The organism is Niallia endozanthoxylica (genome assembly GCF_008710145.1).
Classification (GTDB): domain Bacteria; phylum Bacillota; class Bacilli; order Bacillales; family Cytobacillaceae; genus Bacillus_BD; species Bacillus_BD endozanthoxylica.
Map to the genome: position 1 here is coordinate 64,467 of NZ_VYKL01000039.1, position 19,912 is coordinate 84,378.

Genomic DNA, 19,912 nt, shown 5'->3' on the forward strand with positions numbered 1-19,912 from the left:
GAAACTCTCCTCTCTGTCTTTTTCATTTGTCTTCATTAAGTTAATTGTCTCTTTTTATCCATCTTTTTAAAGACGATAAAACAGGTAGACATGATAACAGCTGCCGAGAGACTCCCGCCAAAGAAAAAGCCTAAACCAGGCAGAAATTTTACGACAAAGAATATGGAAACAATTCCAGCAATCATGACGAGGTTTTCAATTGGATTAATCAGCATCATTAAAAATGAGTTTTTGATCATTTGGGTCAGTTTCAACTCATAATGAACATAAATCGGGAACAGATACAACATAGTCATGACTGCGGCAAACATAAATAAATAGATAGGAATTTGAATGACATTTATAAAACTTCCCCCTGCATTTCTCATAAAAACTAAGTCAAGAACAATCAGTCCAGCAACGATAACAATGATAAGTCCTAATCCATTGCTTCTAAAAAAATTTGATTTGTAGGTTTCCCAAAAGGTTCGGAAAACTGGAATGTCCGTTTCACCCATCAGCCATTTTCGGATGACCGCAAACATCGAAATCGTAGCTGGAAAGAAACCAAAGACGACTAGTCCCATTAGTGTAAGCCCTATCCATAATAGATTAATATAGGCAAATCTAGTGATCCATTCGGTCGCAGCAAAAGCACGATTAGCCGTTTTACTCATGTAATCCCTCCAAACAAAGTTCCATAATGCTTCTTTATATTATTACCGAGTTTGCTTTAAAAGTTCACTAACAGTCACAAGTTGATAGTCCTGTGTTGTTAATTCTGATACAAGTATCTGAACCGCTTCGACGGTTTGTGAGCGGTCATTAAAGCCGTCATGGAAAATTAATATACTGCCATTTTTTATACAGCTTCTTGATGCTGACAGAATATGTTCGGTTCCGGGCTGTTCCCAATCCCGAGCCTCCAGATTTAACGCTCCGATCATTGAGTAACCTTTTTCCTCTAGGATTGCAGTTAACTCTTGATGATAATCAAGATAAGGAGGACGAAAAACAACAGGCTTTTGGCCGGTCAAGCTCTGTATCAATTGCTCATTCCGTTCTATTTCTTCTATACACTGTTGTTGTCGTAATTGGGACAATTTAAAGTGTGTATATGTATGATTTCCTATTTCATGTCCTTCGTCAAAAGCCCTTTTTACAATCTCAGGATTTTGTTCTGCCTGCTCTCCAACCACAAAGAATGTCGCTTTCCCTTTTGCCTTTAAAAAGATATCCAGCACTTGAGGTGTATAAATCGGATTGGGTCCATCATCGAAAGTAATCGCAACGACCTTTTGTTTGGTTGGAACTTCATTTATCATCATGACCCCAGTCATTTATATTCCTCCTTTTTACTATCTTTCAAATGAAACGAGACTATCCATTGACAGTCTCGTTTTCCTTATTAAATAAGAGTAAATTCTTTTATTAATAAGGACCTCTTATAAAATCCATCACTTTCTCATTATAAAAACGTTGAATTTCTTGCTTTTCATCTTCAGAGAATGACTTTGTATCCAGTGCGATAAGATTACCCTCGACCTGTTTAACATTTTTAAAACCAGGAATCACGGCAGTAATCTCCTTTTGGTCCAATATCCAGCGTAATGCTGCACTTGCCATGGATGGACGGCCCTCTGCAATCCACTTTAACTGATCAGCTAATTCTACACCCTTTTGGAAACCAAGACCTGCAAACGTTTCTCCGACATTAAACGCCTCTCCATTTTCATTAAAACGGCGGTGGTCATCTTCTTCAAAAACATGATCTTGTTTAAATTTACCCGTAAGCAGTCCGCTGGCAAGCGGTAATCTGACTAATAGTCCGACACCTTTTTGATAAGCCTCTGGCATTAACTTTTCCAATGGTTTCTGGCGGAACATATTAAAGATAATCTGCAAGCTCTTAACATTTGGATTTTCCAAGCAAATTAACCCTTCTTCAACGGTTTCCACACTGACACCATAGTGACGAATTTTCCCCTCGCCCTGCAAGCGGTCAAGCACCTCAAATACACTGCCGTCTCTTAAAATTTCAGTTGCTGGGCAATGAATCTGATACAAGTCAATGGATTCACGATTCAAACGGCGCAGACTATCCTCACAATAAGCACTTACTTTTTCATAACTATAATTCTTCGGATCGAAAATATCACCTTGTCGGCAAAACTTTGTCGCAATGTAGATTTGATCTTCCTTACCCTTTGTGGCCTTGGCCAGCAGCTCTTCACTATGTCCATCTCCGTAGACGTCTGCTGTATCAAAAAAATTAACACCCTGCTCAATGGCAAATTCTAAGGATTTAAGTGCCTCTGTATCATTTGTCTTTCCCCATGCACCGCCTATTGCCCAAGTACCAAAGCTGACTTCACTAATCTTGATTCCCGTATTTCCTAATTCACGATAATTCATATTTTTAGCTCCCTTTCATCATCACTTTATTTTTTCACTTTCCCTTTACAATGAATCCAGATATTCTATCTCTCGATTAGTCCAAATTTATATTTTGTAACAGAGGAGTACTTCTGACCTTCATCAAGAACGATGGATGGAAAATGCGGCTGATGGATGGCATCAGGGAACCCCTGTGTTTCCAAACAAATTCCCAAGTATTTTCTCGATGGAACACCGCGAAAGCTTCCTTCCGAGCTCAAAGAGTTTCCAGAGTAGACAACAACAGCAGGTTCGTCTGTTTCAACCGTTAGCGTCCGCCCGCTTTCTAGATCCTTCAATATAACTTCATGTTCATGATTCTCATTTAATACAAATGGATGGTCATATCCATTTCCTACTAGAACATTTTGCGGATGCTCTGAAACAGCCCCCGTTTTAATTAACCCTTCACTAGTAAAATCAAACGGCGTACCTTTGACATCTGCCAAATGCCCTGTTGGGATAAAGGTTTGATCCAGCTCAAGAAATTTATCACTTTTTAGGGTTAACGTATGGTTTAATACATCTCTTCTCAAATCCCCACTTAAGTTAAAATACGAATGGTTAGTAACGGTTACTGGTGTTTTCTGATCGGTTTGAGCTTCATATTGAATCGATAATTCATTCTCGTTCGTCAGCTTATAAATAACCTTCATGGCAAGATTTCCAGGATACCCTTCTTCCCCGTCCTTGCTTGTATACGAAAAACAAACCCCATCTTCGAGTTTTTCCGCATCCCAAACCACTTTATTAAATCCATTCATACCACCGTGCAGATGATTGGGATGATTATTTTGTGCCAGAGTATATGTTTTTCCATCAAGTTCAAATGAGCCCCCTTGAATCCGCCCTGCCACACGGCCTACAATAGCTCCAAGAAAACTAGAATCCTCCATATACTCCTCTAGTGTGTCATGGCCAAGAACGATGTTCTCGAATTGTCCGTTTTGATCCGGAGCCATAATTTTAGTGATGATGCAGCCATAATTAATAACTGTTACCTCCAAGCCAAGGTCATTTTTCAAAGTAAAAGAAAAGACAGGCTGATGATTAATTTGACCTAGACTCTCTTGAATAACATTCATGATTATCTTCCTTCCTTTTAAATTCTGACAAAACTAGAGATGATTATGTAGTCCTTCATTTCCCTCTACGAGTAGATGAAAAGAAAGCCCCACAACTGTGGGGTCTTATAATTGTAATATTGATAACGAAACTAAGATACTACTGATACTATTTCCTAAACTCTCTTAATTGCTCATTCAATTCTTTAGTTTGAGTATATACCTGCTGATAGAGTGAAAAGAGTTTCTTATATGTTTCCACATTTTCAGGAATCGGGTGATAGGTTTTGGCCGTTTGAATAAATACTTCCGCACATTCTTTTAAAGAATTAAACCATCCGCATCCATACGCAGCTAACATGGCCGCTCCCATTCCTGGACCTTGTTCACTTGTCAGCTTTTCAATTTTTGCATTAAAAATATCTGCCTGCATCTGCAGCCATGTTTCATTTTTTGCCCCGCCGCCGATGGAAATAATCGAATCAATTGTTTTGCCGCTATTTCTAAAGATTTCAATTGACTCATGCAACGAGAATGTAATCCCTTCAAGAACTGCACGTGCAAAAGTTTTACGTTCATGCGCAGCATCCACACCTATAAAGCTGCCGCGTATATTGGAGTCCGCATGCGGTGTTCTCTCCCCCACGATATAAGGAGTAAATAACAGTCCGTTGCTTCCAGCAGGCACCTCATTCACGCCTTCTAAAAATTGGTCAAAGGCTTCTTGTTTCGCAAACGTATCTTTAAACCAGCTTAAGCTATAACCTGCAGCAAGGGTCACACCCATTGTATAGAAGGTATTTTCTTCCCCGTGGTTAAAGTAGTGGACCTTTCCTTCAAAATCAAGATCACTTCTTTCTTCATAAGAAAGGACAACACCAGATGTTCCAATACTGCATAAGGTTTTACCTTCTGATAATATCCCAGAACCAATAGCACCACATGCATTATCCGCACCGCCGGCAAAGACTTTTGTTCCTTCTGATAAACCAGTCTCCTGGGCAAATTCAGCCGTCACATTACCAACAAGGTCGTGGGATTCCACTAATGGCGGACAAAACTCAGAAGAAAGACCAAATTGAGTAAGTATCTCCTGACTCCACTCACGTTTTGCTACGTTTAATAATAGTGTGCCCGCCGCATCCGAGTATTCCATATGAATATGGCCTGTGATGCGATAACGTAAATAATCCTTAGGAAGCATAAACACACTGGAACGTTCGAAAACTTCAGGCTCATTTTCCTTTACCCAAAGAATCTTTGGTAATGTAAACCCTTCCAGAGCAGGGTTCTTTGTTATCTCTAAGAGCTGCTGCTTGCCGACAACGTCATAGATTTCCTCACATTGTTTCGTTGTCCTTGTATCATTCCATAAAATGGAATTTCTTAGCACTTGATTTTCTTGATCTAATAGAACAAGGCCATGCATTTGTCCGGAAAAGCTAATGCCCTCGATGTCATTTACATCTCCATCAAATTGCTCAATTAGTTCTGCTAGACCTGCTTTTGTTTTTTCAACCCATTCCTCTGGATTTTGTTCACTATAACCAGATCTTTCAATAATTAGGGGATAGGATTTAGAAACTTCCTTATATACTTCTCCTTTTTGATTGACTAGTAATATCTTTACCGCACTCGTACCGAGGTCAACACCAATTACGTATTTCATTCGTCTCATCCTTTTCTATAAGGCTATGTTAACAAATAATGTTGATAAGTCAGACTTTTGACTCATCCATGAGAATTGTCTATTCCTCACGTCATACAGCTTGAGATGATTCAAAAATCAACAATGTTAATACACAAACCGTTCTATAAAAATGTGCTGGAGTATAATACTTCCAGCACATTTCATTCTTATTATCTAGAGGGATTACGCATTTATGCTGGAAACAGTCTCCAGTAAATACTGATTAATTAAAGCTTTTAAGCGTTCTGTTCTACCTGATTGATTTTTAACTTCAGTTAATTGAAGGGCATAAGCTTCAAGTTCACGGAAATTTGTTCTGCCTTCCACGATATCCAAACCAATTCCTTTTGTATAGCTGCTATAGCGTTCTTCAATGAAGCTATCAAGAACTCTATCTTCAATTAATTTGTTTGCCACTTTTAGACCAACAGCAAATGCATCCATTCCTGCAATATGTGCATGGAATAAATCTTCCAGCTCAAATGAACCTCTTCTTACTTTTGCATCAAAGTTTAAGCCACCATTGCCTAAACCGCCATTTTTCAAGATTTCATACATCGCTAATGTGTTTGTATATAGGTCTGTTGGGAATTCATCTGTATCCCAGCCAAGTAACGTATCCCCTTGGTTTGCATCAACAGATCCAAGCATTCCATTAATACGAGCTGTTCTTAATTCATGTTCGAATGTGTGGCCAGCTAGAGTAGCATGGTTAGCCTCAATATTGAACTTGAAGTAGTCTGTTAAACCATACTTTTGCAAGAATGCGATACCAGTAGCTACATCAAAATCATATTGGTGTTTAGTTGGCTCTTTTGGTTTTGGCTCGATTAAGAACGGAACATTTAAACCAATTTCCTTCGCATAGTCTACTGCCATATGGAAGAAACGTGCTAGGTTGTCCTGCTCAAGCTTCATATCTGTGTTAAGAAGTGTTTCATATCCTTCACGGCCGCCCCAGAACACGTAGTTTTCTGCACCAAGTTCTCTTGCTACTTCCAAGCCTTTTTTCACTTTCGCTGCAGAGAAAGCAAATACATCAGCATTTGGAGATGTAGCTGCACCATGTGTATATCTTGGATTTGTGAACATATTAGCTGTATTCCAAAGTAACTTTACTTTACTTGTTTTCATATAATCTTTGATCATTGCAACAATAACGTCTAAATTCTCATTTGTTTCCTTTAACGTGCTTCCTTCTGGTGAGATATCCACATCATGGAAAGCAAAGAATGGAACATCTAACTTCTCGAAAAGTTCAAATGCTGCTTCTACACGTGCTTTCGCTAAATCTAAGCCTTTGAGATGATCCCAAGGACGAATAGCAGTGCCTACACCAAATGGATCAGAACCATCTGCATTGAATGTGTGCCAGTATGCTACAGAGAAACGAAGTAATTCTTCCATTGTTTTGCCATTTATTTTTTCTTCTGGATTATAATATTTAAAAGCCAAAGGGTTCTTTGATGAAGCTCCTTCGTATTTGATTTTGTTAATTGATTCGAAATAAGCCATGGGGTTATTCCTCCTAAAAGTATTATGATTCATACTATAATTTGTAAATGCTTACAATAGGACACTACTTTTTTGTATCCCTTGTTTAATCAAATTATAGCTTTCAAAACTTAGTTTGTCTACACAATAAACTAAGTTTTTTTGTCTTTTTTTTGTCTGTTTTTTTGATGGGCATCGTCAGTTAAGTCCACTCTTCCTATTTCTTATGAAGATAACGAAACAGCCCGCTTGCTTTTAATGGATTGATAACAGGAATCAATAATACGCATATTTTGAAGGGTATTATTAATAGAATAAGAAGGTTCAAAGTCTTCTATAATTGCTTTTGAAAAATGGTCAATTTGCAGCTTATAGGAATCACCGGCGATTCTCTCCGACCGTTCCCCAATATGAATGACAGCATCAGGTCCGACCACATCAGGACGATAGGCATTCGGTACAATAATCCTGCCTTTCGTTCCGACTATTTCATATTCATTTCTAAAAGACATCTCAAAACTAGAATCAAACACACAGGTGATGCCGTTTTCCAGTTTCATATGGACAACTGCTGATACATCAATTTGAGTCTCTGGGTCAATTTCTGCAAATGCCTTAATTGTAACTGGCTCGGAACCTAGAAGGTTACGAATCGCATGAATACAGTAACAGCCAATATCATAAATACTGCCGCCGCCCATCTCCTTGTTCATTCGAATATTTGTTTTACGATTCTCTAATAAATAGGAAAAGCCAGTCCTCATGAATTTGATTTCACCAATCTCTCCAGAGGCGATAATTTCCTGCACTCGTTTATGCTGAGGGTGAAATTGATACATAAAAGCTTCCATGAACTTCACATTTTTCTCCTGACAAATGGCAACCATTTCTTCTGCTTCCGCGGCTGTTAAAGCAGCTGGTTTTTCAACAAGAATATGCTTTCCAGCTTTTGCAGCTTCAATGACCCATTTCTTATGTAAATGGTTCGGAAGCGGTATGTAAATGGCTTCAATTTCTGGGTTTATAAGAAGCTCTTCATAGGAATCATAGGCATATGGAATCGAAAATGCCTTCGCAACTTCCTTTACTTTACTGCTCCTGCTTGCAATTGCTGCCAATTCTGCATGTTCTGATCGTAAGATTGCTGGAATTACCTGGGTTTGGGCAATATCTGCTGTACTTATGACTCCCCAACGAACTCGCTTCATAATAGATAGTTCCTTTCTAAATGAATTGATATATCATTACCTTAATGGACTTCAGGATGATTATAGCACCTAGAAGAAAGTTTGTATATTTGACAAACTAAGTTTATGATAAAATATAAACACTACCCAATAAGGAGTTTTTTTAAGTGGAAACCAAGACATGGAATCAACATATTGTCAAAAAAAATAATAAAGCACTTGTTTTACAGCTAATAATTGAAAAAGACCCTATCTCAAGGGCTGATATCGCTCAAGTATCTGGTTTACACAAGGCAACGGTTTCTTCACTAGTAAATGAATTATTAGAAGAGGAACTTATCTATGAATCCGGCCCAGGAGAGTCAAGCGGAGGCCGGCGCCCTGTCATCCTTCACTTCAATAAAGATGCTGGATACGCAATTGGAATTGATATCGGCGTAAACTATGTATTAAGTGTCTTAACGGATTTAAAAGGAAATATTCTTATTAAAAAAAATCAAGTAGTACATGAAACCCCATATCCTGCAATCATTAGTATCGTTCAAAAAATGATACAGTCATTAATAGCAGAAATGCCTAAGAGCAGGTATGGAATAGTGGGGATAGGTGTTGGTGTACCTGGTCTTGTAAATAAGGAGGACACTATCCTGCTTGCACCGAATTTAGGATGGAAAAATATCAAGTTAAAAGAGGAGCTTGAACATTTATTCCATGTACCGGTTACGATTGTAAACGAAGCAAATGCCGGCGCTGTTGGTGAACAAAAGTTTGGAGCTGGAGTAGACTATCAAAACATTATTTATATTAGCGCAGGAATTGGGATTGGTGTTGGGATTATTTTAGATAATGAATTATATCACGGTAATAACGGGTTTTCTGGTGAAATGGGACATATGATTATTGATATGAACGGAAAACGATGTAATTGTGGGAGCAGAGGATGCTGGGAAGCCTATGCCTCCGAACATGCCTTGCTAGAAATGGCTGATGAAGAGATTGATTCTTTAGAGTCATTAATTGAACTAGCTGAAAATGGAGATCCTATCGTCCAAAATCTGTTTAAAAAAATCGGCAATTACCTAGGTTTTGGTATAAATAACATTATTAATACATTTAACCCGGACCTAGTAATCATTGGGAATCGCCTGTCTTTAGCTAAAGAATGGATTGAAGAACCCATCCTAACTACTATTCAACACCACACACTTGGGTATCATCAAAATGAAATGCAATTACAATTTACTAAACTTAATAAATATTCAACCGCATTAGGTGTATCCGCTTTTGTCGTTGATAGCTTTATTAAAGAAGAAACAACCCCCTCATAGAACATTATGAGAGGGTTTGTGGAGTTGCAGGTTCGAGGAGACAGATTTGAACAAAACCCTGTAATCCCCAAACCTTGAAAAATAATGCTCACAAAAGGCGCACTTTTAATAGTGCACCTTTTTTATTGTTTACTGTGCTGCAAGTAAATCCGGACTAACGATAAACGAAGCTTCTGTTTTTTCCTTTACTTCTTCCACTGAGACTCCCTCTTGTGTCTCAACTAAAACCATACCTTCTGGAGTAAAGTCAAAGACTGCAAGATCCGTGATTAACCGATGAACGACCTGCTGACCTGTTAATGGCAGAGAACATTCCTTTTTCACTTTGGATTCTCCATGTTTATTCACATGCTCCATAATAACGATTACACGTTTAGCACCATGAACAAGGTCCATTGCCCCGCCCATTCCCTTTACCATTTTCCCCGGAATCATCCAGTTTGCTAAATCACCTTTTCCAGAAACCTCCATACCACCAAGAATAGCAAGATCAATATGTCCACCCCGAATCATGGCAAATGATTCTGCACTATCAAAAAAGGAAGCACCTGGCACAATCGTAACTGTTTCTTTCCCCGCATTAATGAGATCAGGATCCTCCTCTCCTGCAACCGGATAGGGCCCAATTCCTAATAATCCGTTTTCGGATTGAAGCAAGACATTATAGTCTTCCGGTATTTCATTTGCTAATAGCGTTGGCATTCCTATTCCAAGGTTGACGTTCATCCCATCCTGTATCTCTTTTGCCGCCCGTTTTACAATTCTTAGTCGACTATCACTCATATCAATTCTCCTCCCATATATTTTCTATCCTCTCTAAACAGGAATGACAGTTCGTTTTTCAATCCTTTTTTCATAGTTTGTTCCAAGTAAGACTCTTTGTACAAAAACACTTGGTGTATGGATAGAATCAGCATCTAATTGACCAAGCGGAACGATTTCCTCCACTTCTGCAATCGTAACCTTTCCAGCCATAGCTGCCAACGGGTTAAAATTGCGGGCCGTTTTACGGTAAATTAAATTTCCAATTGGATCTGCCTTCCAAGCTTTCACTAGAGAAAAATCTGCCACAATCCCTTTTTCAAGGATATAGGTCCGTCCATCAAAAACCTTATGTTCTTTTCCTTCTGCAATCGCTGTCCCTACGCCGGTGGCTGTATAGAATCCAGGAATTCCTGCACCGCCGGCACGAATTCTCTCAGCCAACGTTCCTTGGGGTACTAATTCTACTTCAATTTCCCCACTCAAGTATTGACGTTCAAAAAGCTTGTTTTCACCAACATACGATGAAATCATTTTTTTAATTTGACGATTCTCTAATAAAAGACCTAAGCCCCAATCGTCAACGCCACAGTTATTGCTGACAATGGTTAAATCCTTCGTTCCTTTTTCGCGTAAGGCAAGAATCGCCTTTTCTGGAATACCACTCAAGCCAAATCCACCAACAATAATTGTTGCACCATCTTGAACATCCTCTATTGCTTTTGCAAATGAATCTATGATTTTATCCTTTTTCATAGATTTCCTCACCCTTTCAAAATAGTCTTTCCATATACGGAATTCCCTTTATATATGGAATATTCTAACTTTTACAACACTACGTAACTCCACTGATTTTAAATAAAACATTTAGCTTTTTGTCTCTTTAACCCCGGCTTTAATTTTGCCTAGTTTGATAAAATTGCGATCCCGTTCATCAAGCTTTTGAGAAATGATTTGATCGTCATACTCATAAATACCTTCACCTGACTTTATTCCAAGCTTGCCCTCTTCAGCCAATTGACGAATGATTGCAGGAGCTTCCACGCTTTGATCCAAATCGGGAGCTACATTATCAAATACGCGCTGCCATGTATCAAGTCCTCCAAAATCAGCAATCTCAATCGGTCCCGTAAATGCCCACCGGAATCCCGGTCCTGCCGTTATCGCTGTATCAATATCCTGTGCACTGGCTACACCTTCATTTAGTAAATAAAATGCTTCACGCATTAAAGCCGTTTGCAAACGGTTTGCAATAAAACCGGAGATTTCCTTCTTAAGGAGAATCGGTGTTTTTCCAATCCGACGAATAAGGTCGGTTGTCTCCTCAACGACTGCTGCTTTGGTTTGGTCATGCTTCACCAGTTCAACTAAAGGGACTAAATGGCCCGGATTAAAGAAATGGACTATCATCATCCGGTCGGCAAAAGATGCTTTTTCCATCAAACGAGAGATAGGAAAGGTCGATGTATTGGAGGCGACAATGGCGTCCGCCTTCATCAGTTTTTCTAAGTTTTGATACAGCTCCCATTTCCACTCAATCACTTCTGGAATAGCCTCAATAATAAAATCAGCCTCGCGGACAGCTTCTTCTAAATCAGCCTTATAGTAGATATTTGTTAATGCCACTTGTTTTTGTTGCTCATCAAGTCCTGATTCCTCGACTATGAGGGATAAATTTTCTTGAATTCGCTTTTTTGCTTTTTGCAGCAATTCTTCACTAACATCATTTAAGGTAACCCTATACCCGCTAACTGCAAAAGATTGGGCAATACTGCTTCCCATTACACCTGAACCAATGATTGCAATATTCTTTATCATATAATGACTTCCTTCTTTAATGTTTTCATCTTATATGGGTCATAAGTGATTTATTCATTTGCTTGAGACAAATCAGCACCTCATGCGCGGGATGAGTCACCCAAATCAAACCACGAAAGTACTTTCATATATTTCCATTTGGTAAACTACTTTATCTGATTTACTTTCTTATTTGATCTCATATAACTTACATTTCTCATAGAAACTCGTTTTACCGATTTCAAGAAGTTTTGCAGCTTCTAATTTATTACCCTTCGTTAGAGCAAGCGCATGTTGGATCGCTTGTTTTTCAGCTAGAGCCACTGTTTCTTTTAATGGCTTAACGGACAATGGCAAAGGTATTGAAGTTGGGCTTACTGCATCATTGTCATTTGAAATTGACTGAGTTTGCATTTTGCGCTCACGCTGTTGTTCGTGTAAATATAATGGCAAGTGATCTAATTGAATCGTATTGCCATCGATGACATTAATGCAGCGTTCCAGTACATTCTCCAATTCCCGAATATTTCCTGGCCACTTATGCTCCATAAGTTTTTCCATCACTTCATCAGATAGTTCAATTCCTTTTCGGAAAAATCTCTTTTCCAATTTTTTTAAAAGGCTTATTGAAATTAATGGAATATCCTCTTTACGTTTTCGCAGTGGGGGAATATCAATTTTTATCACATTTAACCGATAAAATAAATCCTGGCGAAATTCCCCATCTTCCACCATCTTTTCTAAATCCCGATGGGTTGCGGCAATGACCCGGACATCCACAGGAATGGATTTGTGTCCACCGATACGCTGTACTTCTTTCTCCTGCAAAACCCTTAAAAGTTTGCTTTGCATCGGCAGTGGCATGTCACCAATTTCATCTAGAAAAAGCGTTCCCTCATTTGCAAGTTCAAACTGTCCCATCTTGCCGCCCTTTTTAGCTCCCGTAAAGGCTCCATCTTCATATCCATATAACTCTGATTCTAGTAAATGTTCTGGAATTGAAGCACAATTAATCGCTACAAATGGAGAAGAACAGCGCACACTGTTATCATGGATTGCCTGAGCAAATAATTCCTTCCCTGTCCCAGATTCCCCAATCAATAATACGGAAGATTGACTATCAGAAATTCGCTCTGCTAATTTTTTCGCAGCAAGAAAGGTAGAACTATTCCCAATTAAATCATGGAAGCTGTATTTGCTTTTCATGTCCCTTTGAACTTTCGTTTGATAATACTTCAATTCTTCGACAAGATGCTGAATTTTGCTTTTATACATCCGCCATTCCTCAGGACTGCGAAACATTACGGTACCCAAGGCGCCTACTACTTCTCCATTCTCAAAAAGGGGAAAACGGTTGGCAATCATTTCACTGCCATTAATCGGCTGCAGAGCTGCTAACTCCTTTTCCCCTGTTTTTGCCACGATGTGCATACGTGAATTTGCAATCACATCTTGAACATCACGACCTAGTGCCTGATCTACCGTTGTTCCAATAAAATCGCAATAGCCCTTGTTAATATATAGAATCATGCCATCCCGGTCGACGATGACGACTCGTTCGGCCAGTAAATTAATTATTTGTTCATGCCAACTATAGGGTATTCTTTCAAATCCTTGATTCACTGTTCTTCCCATCCTTGTTACCTTTTTGACTATTATTATATCAAGAAAACAATCTTGGTCTGAAACGTTTTCAAGGGTCCGTTATTTGTAATTACTGGACTGTGTATCCTCCATCCAGAATCACAGCCTGCCCCGTTACGCCACTTGCTTTATCACTTGCCAAAAAGACGGCATAGTCAGCAATTTCCTCTACGGATAAAAGTCTTTTTTGCGGGACTAGCGGTAAGAGCACTTCTCCAATCACACGATCCAAGCTTACATTTCTTGTTTTGGCTAAATCAGCTAATTGATTTCTGACAAGCGGTGTATCGACATAGCCCGGACATAAGGCATTAACCGTAATTCCATGCTCAGCACCTTCCAATGCGGCTACCTTTGTCAAACCAATAACCCCATGCTTGGCACTATTGTAGGCTGCTTTACCGGAAAAACCAATGACTCCATTAATTGAAGCCATATTGATGATTCGTCCAAACTTTTGCTCCTTCATTATTGGGAATACATTTTTAATCCCAATAAACGGAGCAGTCAGCATGACTTTTATTAGCAGCTCAAACTTTTCCGTTGGAAACTCTTCAATCGGTGCAACATATTGAAGACCAGCATTATTAACCAGAATATCAATCTTCCCATACGCATCTCTTGCTAAATGAATACTATTTTTAAAAGCTTCCTCATTGGTCACATCACAAGGAGCAGCCAATACATTAAATCCCTGTTCATTTAATTCCGTAGCAGCTTGTTCACTTTTTTCCACATTTAAGTCAGAAATCACCACACTTGCTCCCTCTTTGGCAAATGTTTTTGCCATTTCCAACCCAATTCCGCTGGCTGCTCCTGTTATAAATGCTGTTTTTCCTTGTAATAGGTTTGTCATCCTCGAGTTCCCCCTTTATTCTCTAGAAATTGAACCTTTGTTAATCCTTGAAATAAGTCTCCGATTAAAAAAGCTTTGTTTATTAACATAGTTGATTTTTTAACTCATCTAAATCTGTATGATTATGAAGTGACAGGAGAAAATGAAATTCCCTCGCCTGTTTAATAAGCAAAGATTATGCCAACACAAAAAACTGATTTAAAAAGAATTAGTCACTAGTGACAATTCCGACAAAACGGAAAATTCCAATTTTCCGGAATAAAATACAAGTAATTCCTAAAATCCGGAATGTATAAATAAACAAATCATTGAGGTTTTAAGAATCCATTCATCAATTTTAGGATGTAACTGGTATAATAGAACTATATAATATGGAAAACTTCACTAATCTTTTTTATAGAAAAAATTGTAATTAAACTCATACTATCCCCTATAAGGAGTGCAAGTGGTGAGGATTGGATTTAGAACAAAACTAATGGTAATTATGGGGGTATTTACTCTTCTTCTTACCTTCACAGTTTCCTTTATAGATCAAAAACGTTTATATAAAAGTTTAATAGAAGAAAGAGAAGTTCAAAAATCATTGATTCAAGATAATATCATTACATCCATATCAAGCATAGATAAGGCTTATCAAGTATTGGATAGTGATTTGGAAGCAAAAATGCTGAAGTATTCAACCATGTTAGGGGAGAAATATAAATCGAATCCAAACTTTGATGATTGGGATTTTGAACAACTAAAACAGGATTTTGAAGGTATTGATATTTATATTATCAACCGCGATCTGATTATTACTCACAGCAGTTACAAAACTGATGTTGGAATAGACTTCAAACTGTATCCTAAGTTCTCTGAGAATTTAATGAAGATAATGGATAGCAGCCAATTTGTTGCTGATAATATGGATTTAGAAACTCTGACAGGAAATCTAAGGAAATATAGCTATTATCCCACACATGATCACAATTATGTCATTGAATTAGGTTTTCCTTTAACCAACAATGAGCTTTTCGAAATGTTAAGTTTTTTGAAGGTTACAGAACAGTTGGAAAAAAAATATTCAATGGTGGACGAAATCACTGTTTATACTCAGGATGGACTGGCTCTTGGCAAATTGAACCCTGATGGGAATACGCTTTATCTTGACAAGAAGCACAGTACTATACTTGAACGTTCCAGAACAAATAGTGAGGGAAAAACGGTCGTCCCTAATCCTGATAATCCAAATATTGTTCATGAGTTTGTCCCTTATACCATAGGAAAGAAAACAGATCAAACTCTAAAATATGCTGATTTTCGAATGGTTGAAATCGTTTATAATGAAAGCCAGTTCAACCAGCTACTTAAAGAAAATAAAAAGATTTTCATTCTGCAATTAGCATTAACAATCATTATTGCATTTCTTATTTCCTATACTATCGCCCGGCTAGTTGCCAAACCAATGTACCTTGCTTTTCATGATTTATTAACCGGATTAGCGAATCGAGCGTCTTTTCAGACAAAATTAGAAGAAAGTTTCAAATACATAGAGAAAAACAAAAGCCCATTCGCTGTTCTAACGTTAGACTTAGATCACTTTAAATCGGTTAATGACACTCTTGGTCATGACGGAGGAGATCTTTTGTTAATGGAGTATGCTAAAAGGATTAAAGCTGCTATTGGCAGTTCTGCTTTTGCTGCCCGATTGGGTGGAGATGAATTTGCCATCATCTTAACCGATTTCAGCGTGGAAAAGCAAGCTGTTGAAATTGCGGAACGTATTTTATCTGAATCCACCAGACCGATATTAATTAATGGTAAAGATGTCGTTAAAGAAGTTGGAGTCACTACAAGTATCGGTATCGCTATTGCACCGCTACATGGGGAAGATTCGCAAACGATTTATAAAAATGCTGACCGCGCTCTATACTATGCCAAACATTCTGGAAAAAACGTTTATAAGATATTTGATTGGGAATTGGTGAAAGAGTCAGATGAAATAGAATAAATGACCGTGCTTAATTCAAAAATTAATGGTTAATTTTTAAAAAGTGTATTCACTTATTTTATATTAGACTTATTTCTAAAGCTTGATAAATAAATTTCAACAAATAGGGGTTGTCCTGCAGGTGTCTGACATCTACAGGACAGCCCCTATTCGCTATACGATTAAGCTCACTTCTTCTATTACCAAACAGAAAATCGTATTTCCCCTGGAGAAAGAATAAAAAAATGAACAGGTTGGTTTTTAGCATAAATAAGTTTTCTAAAAAACTTTGATGAAACACATTCAGTTTTATAATTAGTTATAATGAAGATAGTAAAATTACAACTAATTATATCTGCAGAATAGAGGTGGCAATATGCAAAAACAGTTTAAGTTCGTCAGTATTTTTTTACTTTTACTTATGATAACAGCGGCGTGTTCTAATAACCGGAACACCGATAAAGTTTCAGACAAAGAGGAAACACAAACAGAAACTGAAAAAAAGGAAAATGTTGAATTAACCATTTCAGCAGCAGCCAGTTTGAAAGAGGCAATGGATGTTATTGGGCATACATATCAAGAAGAACATCCCGAAGTACGCCTGAAATTTAACTTTGGAGCTTCTGGTTCTTTGCAGCAACAAATCTCTCAAGGAGCGCCGATTGATCTATTTTTCTCAGCAGCAGAAGATAAATTTGATGGATTGGTTGAGAAAGGAACTATTGCAAATGAAGATGGATTGGACCTCCTTGGAAATGAACTTGTATTAATTGTCCCAAAGGCGGATCAATCGATTAAAGGTTTCAACAATCTTGTAAAAAAAGAGGTTGGTAAAATTTCAATCGGAACTCCTGAAACAGTACCTGCGGGAAAATACGCAAAAGAGTCTCTTGAAAAGATGGATATTTGGAAAAAGCTTGAGTCAAAAATAGTTTATGCCAAAGATGTCCGTCAAGTATTAACCTATGTTGAAACGGGTAATGTTGACGCTGGAATTGTGTACAAAACAGATGCATTGGTTTCTGATAAAGTAGAAATTGTTGCATCTGCCGATCCTTCGACACACACTCCTATTATTTATCCTGTCGGTATCATTAAAGATTCTAAACAATACGAAACAGCAAGAGATTTTTACGAGTATTTACAAAGTGACAATGCCTTAAAGGTCTTTGAAGAATATGGATTTACTAGTAAATAAAGAGTTCATCCAAGAATTTTTGAGTCCCATTTATTTATCTTTGAAAATAGCAACTGTATCTGGGGTAATCGTTATTCTATTAGGAACATTGGCAGGGCGACTGCTAGCTAGAAAGTCTTTTAAGGGGAAAGCCGTTTTGGAGACGTTTCTCATGCTTCCGATGGTACTCCCGCCAACAGTTGTTGGATTCTTTCTTATTGTCATCTTCGGAAAGAATAGCATAGTTGGACAGGCTATTGAGTGGCTTTTTAAACAGCCGATTATTTTTACTTGGTGGGCTGCTGTCATTGCTTCAATTGTTGTAGCCTTTCCACTAATGTATCAGTCCGCAAAATCAGGATTTCAAGGAATAAACCTTGATATTGAGGAAGCTGCAAGGGTAGATGGAGCGAATGAATGGGGAGTTTTATTATTTATCTCTATTCCTCTCGCTTCAAAGGCCCTTATTTCGGGGAGTATATTAAGCTTTGCACGGGCTTTGGGCGAATTTGGTGCTACCTTAATGTTCGCTGGAAACATTCCAGGAGAAACTCAGACTATTCCTACAGCCATTTATATAGCCATTGATTCTGGTAATATGACAATGGCATGGCTGTGGGTCATTTCCATCGTCATTCTTTCCTTTATCATGCTGCTGACTGTCCGGGCAAAACAAGAATAATGCCATGAAAGAGGCTTGAGAAATTCAAGCCTCTTTCATCTGTCTGTTTTATCAAATTTTAAAATAATTATTGTCCATAGCAAAAAAATGGCACTTGAGGATTCACGTCCCCTGCAAACTGCTAATTATTGCTTAAGAGGATTATAGGCATCCTTCCCCAATTTCTCTTCCCATTCTTCACGCCACGCCTTGACCTTATCATTAATCTCCTTGTGAGCAGACCACATTTCCTTCTCTTTTTCTTCTTTTATTGCTTTAAAATCACTAGCCCTTATGTCCTCATTTTCATCTGCTAATGACAATACGTACTCTTCTGTTTCATCCGATATCAGTTTTTCATCATTGAGGAAATAAGCTGCATTTTTGATCCTATTCCTCTCGCGGTCGGATGCAAAATATAATGGATTGTATATATCGTTCATTCTCTGCATCGCATCTGTTGTATCTTTCAAATCAACACCGTTTGTCCAGACAAGCTGTCCAATGGTCGGGCGCCATTTTTTTAATACCTGTGTTTCTAATTCTGACTTATCGCGAACCGTTGCATAAATACCGCCTCCTGCATCCGCTACCTGCTTTAACTGCTGCTGACCCTCATCATCTACATCGAAGCCTATAATATTCACCTTTGCTTGAATGTTGTTTTCCTGTAATTTCTTCGCTGCTGCAACAGGGTCTCCGCCGCAGGTTTCAATTCCGTCACTAACAATATAGACGATATTATAATAGTCTTCCGTATTATATGGTGCCAGTAACTCATAGGATTTTTCAATAGCTCCGGCAAGAGGAGTCCACCCGCTTGCATTGAATGAATTTAGAGCCTGGCTAAAGGAACCTGCATCATACGGCTGCAGCGGATAAACGGATTCAACAGCGCCGCAGGATAATGTTTTATCCGTATCACTGCCAGTACCAACATGACCATAGGCTAATAACGAGATATTTGCATCTTCCGGCATTTGCTCCATAAACTTGCCGATTGTTTCCTTCGCAAGACTCATTTTACTGCCTCCGCTTACTTCTGCCTTCATGCTTCCGCTCGCATCAATCAAAACCACTGCGTTCATCTTTTTATTAGCAGTTTCCGTTTGATTGGCCCCATCTGGCAGCTCTGGCATTTCAAACCCATGCTCGTAGTTAGTTAACTGATCATAATATTCTTTATACTGACCGGAGCCAATCTGATAAATAAGATAATCATAGACTTCTTCCTTTGTTAAATCAGTATTTTCTTTAAAATAATCACGTAATTCTTTTTCCATAATCGGCCTAAAGGTTTCTTCATAGAAAGCATTATAATCACCGATATTCCAACCGGTAACCATTTCTATCTCCTTGTCCATATGCTCTTGAATGAGAATTCCTTCTTTTTGTTCAATCATTTCCTCCATTGTCCTTGCCGCTTTCGGGATTTCCTTAGTTGCTTCCTCAACGTTTTCACTAGGTTCCTTTTTGTCCTCCGTTTGAGTTTGTTCTCCACACCCCGCAAGTAATAAGACAAAAGTAAAACAAATACATCCGATTAAGAATCCTCGCTTCCTCATTTTCAACCACCCCTCAATATGTAGGACTAACAATAAGACTTATCCACCTACTACTATCTAACCAAGCGGAACTTCAGTCAAATTTTCCAATGAATCGACAACACTCTATTTCTAGTGCTTTTTATCCTCTATCTATGTAAACCTAATGAGAAAAAAGAAATATATTCATTCAGAAAAAAAGGTCTAATACTACAAATATTCCTGAATTCCACAAAGAAAACCTGATACCTCAAGATTACTTTTGGGTATAAGTGTTCATTTTTAGATAATTCCGATTAAGTTACAATGAATATAGTCGTTGAT

General features: G+C 38.2%; 17 protein-coding genes. 4 read left to right on the forward strand and 13 right to left on the reverse strand.

The window, feature by feature from the left end:
• Positions 1-35: 35 nt before the first annotated feature.
• The 7 genes from F4V44_RS22325 to F4V44_RS22355 form a co-directional block, all read right to left on the reverse strand.
• Positions 36-656, reverse strand: a complete 621-nt coding sequence (locus F4V44_RS22325; protein ID WP_150442222.1) for a YesL family protein — start codon at positions 654-656, stop codon at positions 36-38.
• Positions 657-698: 42 nt separating this feature from the next.
• Positions 699-1,319, reverse strand: coding sequence for a polysaccharide deacetylase family protein (locus F4V44_RS22330; protein ID WP_150442223.1), 621 nt, complete (start codon positions 1,317-1,319; stop codon positions 699-701).
• Between the two features lie 91 nt (positions 1,320-1,410).
• Complete coding sequence (locus F4V44_RS22335) at positions 1,411-2,394, reverse strand: aldo/keto reductase (RefSeq protein ID WP_150442224.1); 984 nt, start codon at positions 2,392-2,394, stop codon at positions 1,411-1,413.
• A 65-nt stretch (positions 2,395-2,459) separates the two neighbouring features.
• On the reverse strand, positions 2,460-3,500 hold the full coding sequence (locus tag F4V44_RS22340; RefSeq protein WP_150442225.1) for an aldose epimerase family protein: 1,041 nt from the start codon (positions 3,498-3,500) through the stop codon (positions 2,460-2,462).
• A 148-nt stretch (positions 3,501-3,648) separates the two neighbouring features.
• A complete protein-coding gene (gene xylB, locus F4V44_RS22345) occupies positions 3,649-5,148 on the reverse strand; it encodes a xylulokinase (protein ID WP_150442226.1) in 1,500 nt (499 codons plus the stop codon).
• Positions 5,149-5,352: 204 nt separating this feature from the next.
• Positions 5,353-6,684, reverse strand: coding sequence for a xylose isomerase (xylA, locus tag F4V44_RS22350; protein ID WP_150442227.1), 1,332 nt, complete (start codon positions 6,682-6,684; stop codon positions 5,353-5,355).
• A 203-nt stretch (positions 6,685-6,887) separates the two neighbouring features.
• Complete coding sequence (locus tag F4V44_RS22355) at positions 6,888-7,871, reverse strand: Gfo/Idh/MocA family protein (protein ID WP_317978359.1); 984 nt, start codon at positions 7,869-7,871, stop codon at positions 6,888-6,890.
• Positions 7,872-8,017: 146 nt separating this feature from the next.
• On the opposite strand from F4V44_RS22355, the gene F4V44_RS22360 reads away from it, so the two are divergent.
• On the forward strand, positions 8,018-9,178 hold the full coding sequence (locus tag F4V44_RS22360; protein WP_150442229.1) for an ROK family protein: 1,161 nt from the start codon (positions 8,018-8,020) through the stop codon (positions 9,176-9,178).
• 129 nt (positions 9,179-9,307) lie between these two features.
• Here the strand turns inward: F4V44_RS22360 and F4V44_RS22365 are convergent, their stop codons facing one another.
• The 5 genes from F4V44_RS22365 to F4V44_RS22385 form a co-directional block, all read right to left on the reverse strand.
• Positions 9,308-9,961 carry a CoA transferase subunit B gene (locus F4V44_RS22365; RefSeq protein ID WP_150442230.1) on the reverse strand — a complete coding sequence of 218 codons (654 nt, stop codon included), beginning with the start codon at positions 9,959-9,961 and terminating at the stop codon, positions 9,308-9,310.
• 33 nt (positions 9,962-9,994) lie between these two features.
• Positions 9,995-10,696, reverse strand: coding sequence for a CoA transferase subunit A (locus tag F4V44_RS22370; RefSeq protein WP_150442231.1), 702 nt, complete (start codon positions 10,694-10,696; stop codon positions 9,995-9,997).
• A gap of 111 nt (positions 10,697-10,807) precedes the next feature.
• Positions 10,808-11,758 carry a 3-hydroxyacyl-CoA dehydrogenase family protein gene (locus F4V44_RS22375; RefSeq protein WP_150442232.1) on the reverse strand — a complete coding sequence of 317 codons (951 nt, stop codon included), beginning with the start codon at positions 11,756-11,758 and terminating at the stop codon, positions 10,808-10,810.
• A 168-nt stretch (positions 11,759-11,926) separates the two neighbouring features.
• On the reverse strand, positions 11,927-13,360 hold the full coding sequence (locus tag F4V44_RS22380) for a sigma-54 interaction domain-containing protein (RefSeq protein ID WP_223882005.1): 1,434 nt from the start codon (positions 13,358-13,360) through the stop codon (positions 11,927-11,929).
• Between the two features lie 91 nt (positions 13,361-13,451).
• Entirely contained in the window at positions 13,452-14,237 is a 786-nt protein-coding gene (locus tag F4V44_RS22385) for a 3-hydroxybutyrate dehydrogenase (protein WP_150442234.1), read from the reverse strand.
• 448 nt (positions 14,238-14,685) lie between these two features.
• Here F4V44_RS22385 and F4V44_RS22390 point away from each other — a divergent pair, with 448 nt between their 5' ends.
• From F4V44_RS22390 to modB, 3 genes are all read left to right on the forward strand, one after another.
• Positions 14,686-16,227 (forward strand): GGDEF domain-containing protein, encoded by a 1,542-nt coding sequence (locus F4V44_RS22390; protein ID WP_150442235.1) that lies wholly within the window; start codon positions 14,686-14,688, stop codon positions 16,225-16,227.
• Positions 16,228-16,582: 355 nt separating this feature from the next.
• Positions 16,583-17,404, forward strand: coding sequence for a molybdate ABC transporter substrate-binding protein (gene modA / locus F4V44_RS22395; protein ID WP_150442236.1), 822 nt, complete (start codon positions 16,583-16,585; stop codon positions 17,402-17,404).
• Positions 17,385-18,065 (forward strand): molybdate ABC transporter permease subunit, encoded by a 681-nt coding sequence (gene modB, locus F4V44_RS22400; protein WP_150442237.1) that lies wholly within the window; start codon positions 17,385-17,387, stop codon positions 18,063-18,065. The genes modA and modB overlap by 20 nt, the downstream gene beginning before the upstream one ends.
• Before the next feature lie 125 nt (positions 18,066-18,190).
• Here modB and F4V44_RS22405 read toward each other — a convergent pair whose 3' ends face one another.
• Positions 18,191-19,609, reverse strand: a complete 1,419-nt coding sequence (locus tag F4V44_RS22405) for a vWA domain-containing protein (RefSeq protein WP_150442238.1) — start codon at positions 19,607-19,609, stop codon at positions 18,191-18,193.
• Between the last annotated feature and the right edge of the window lie 303 nt (positions 19,610-19,912).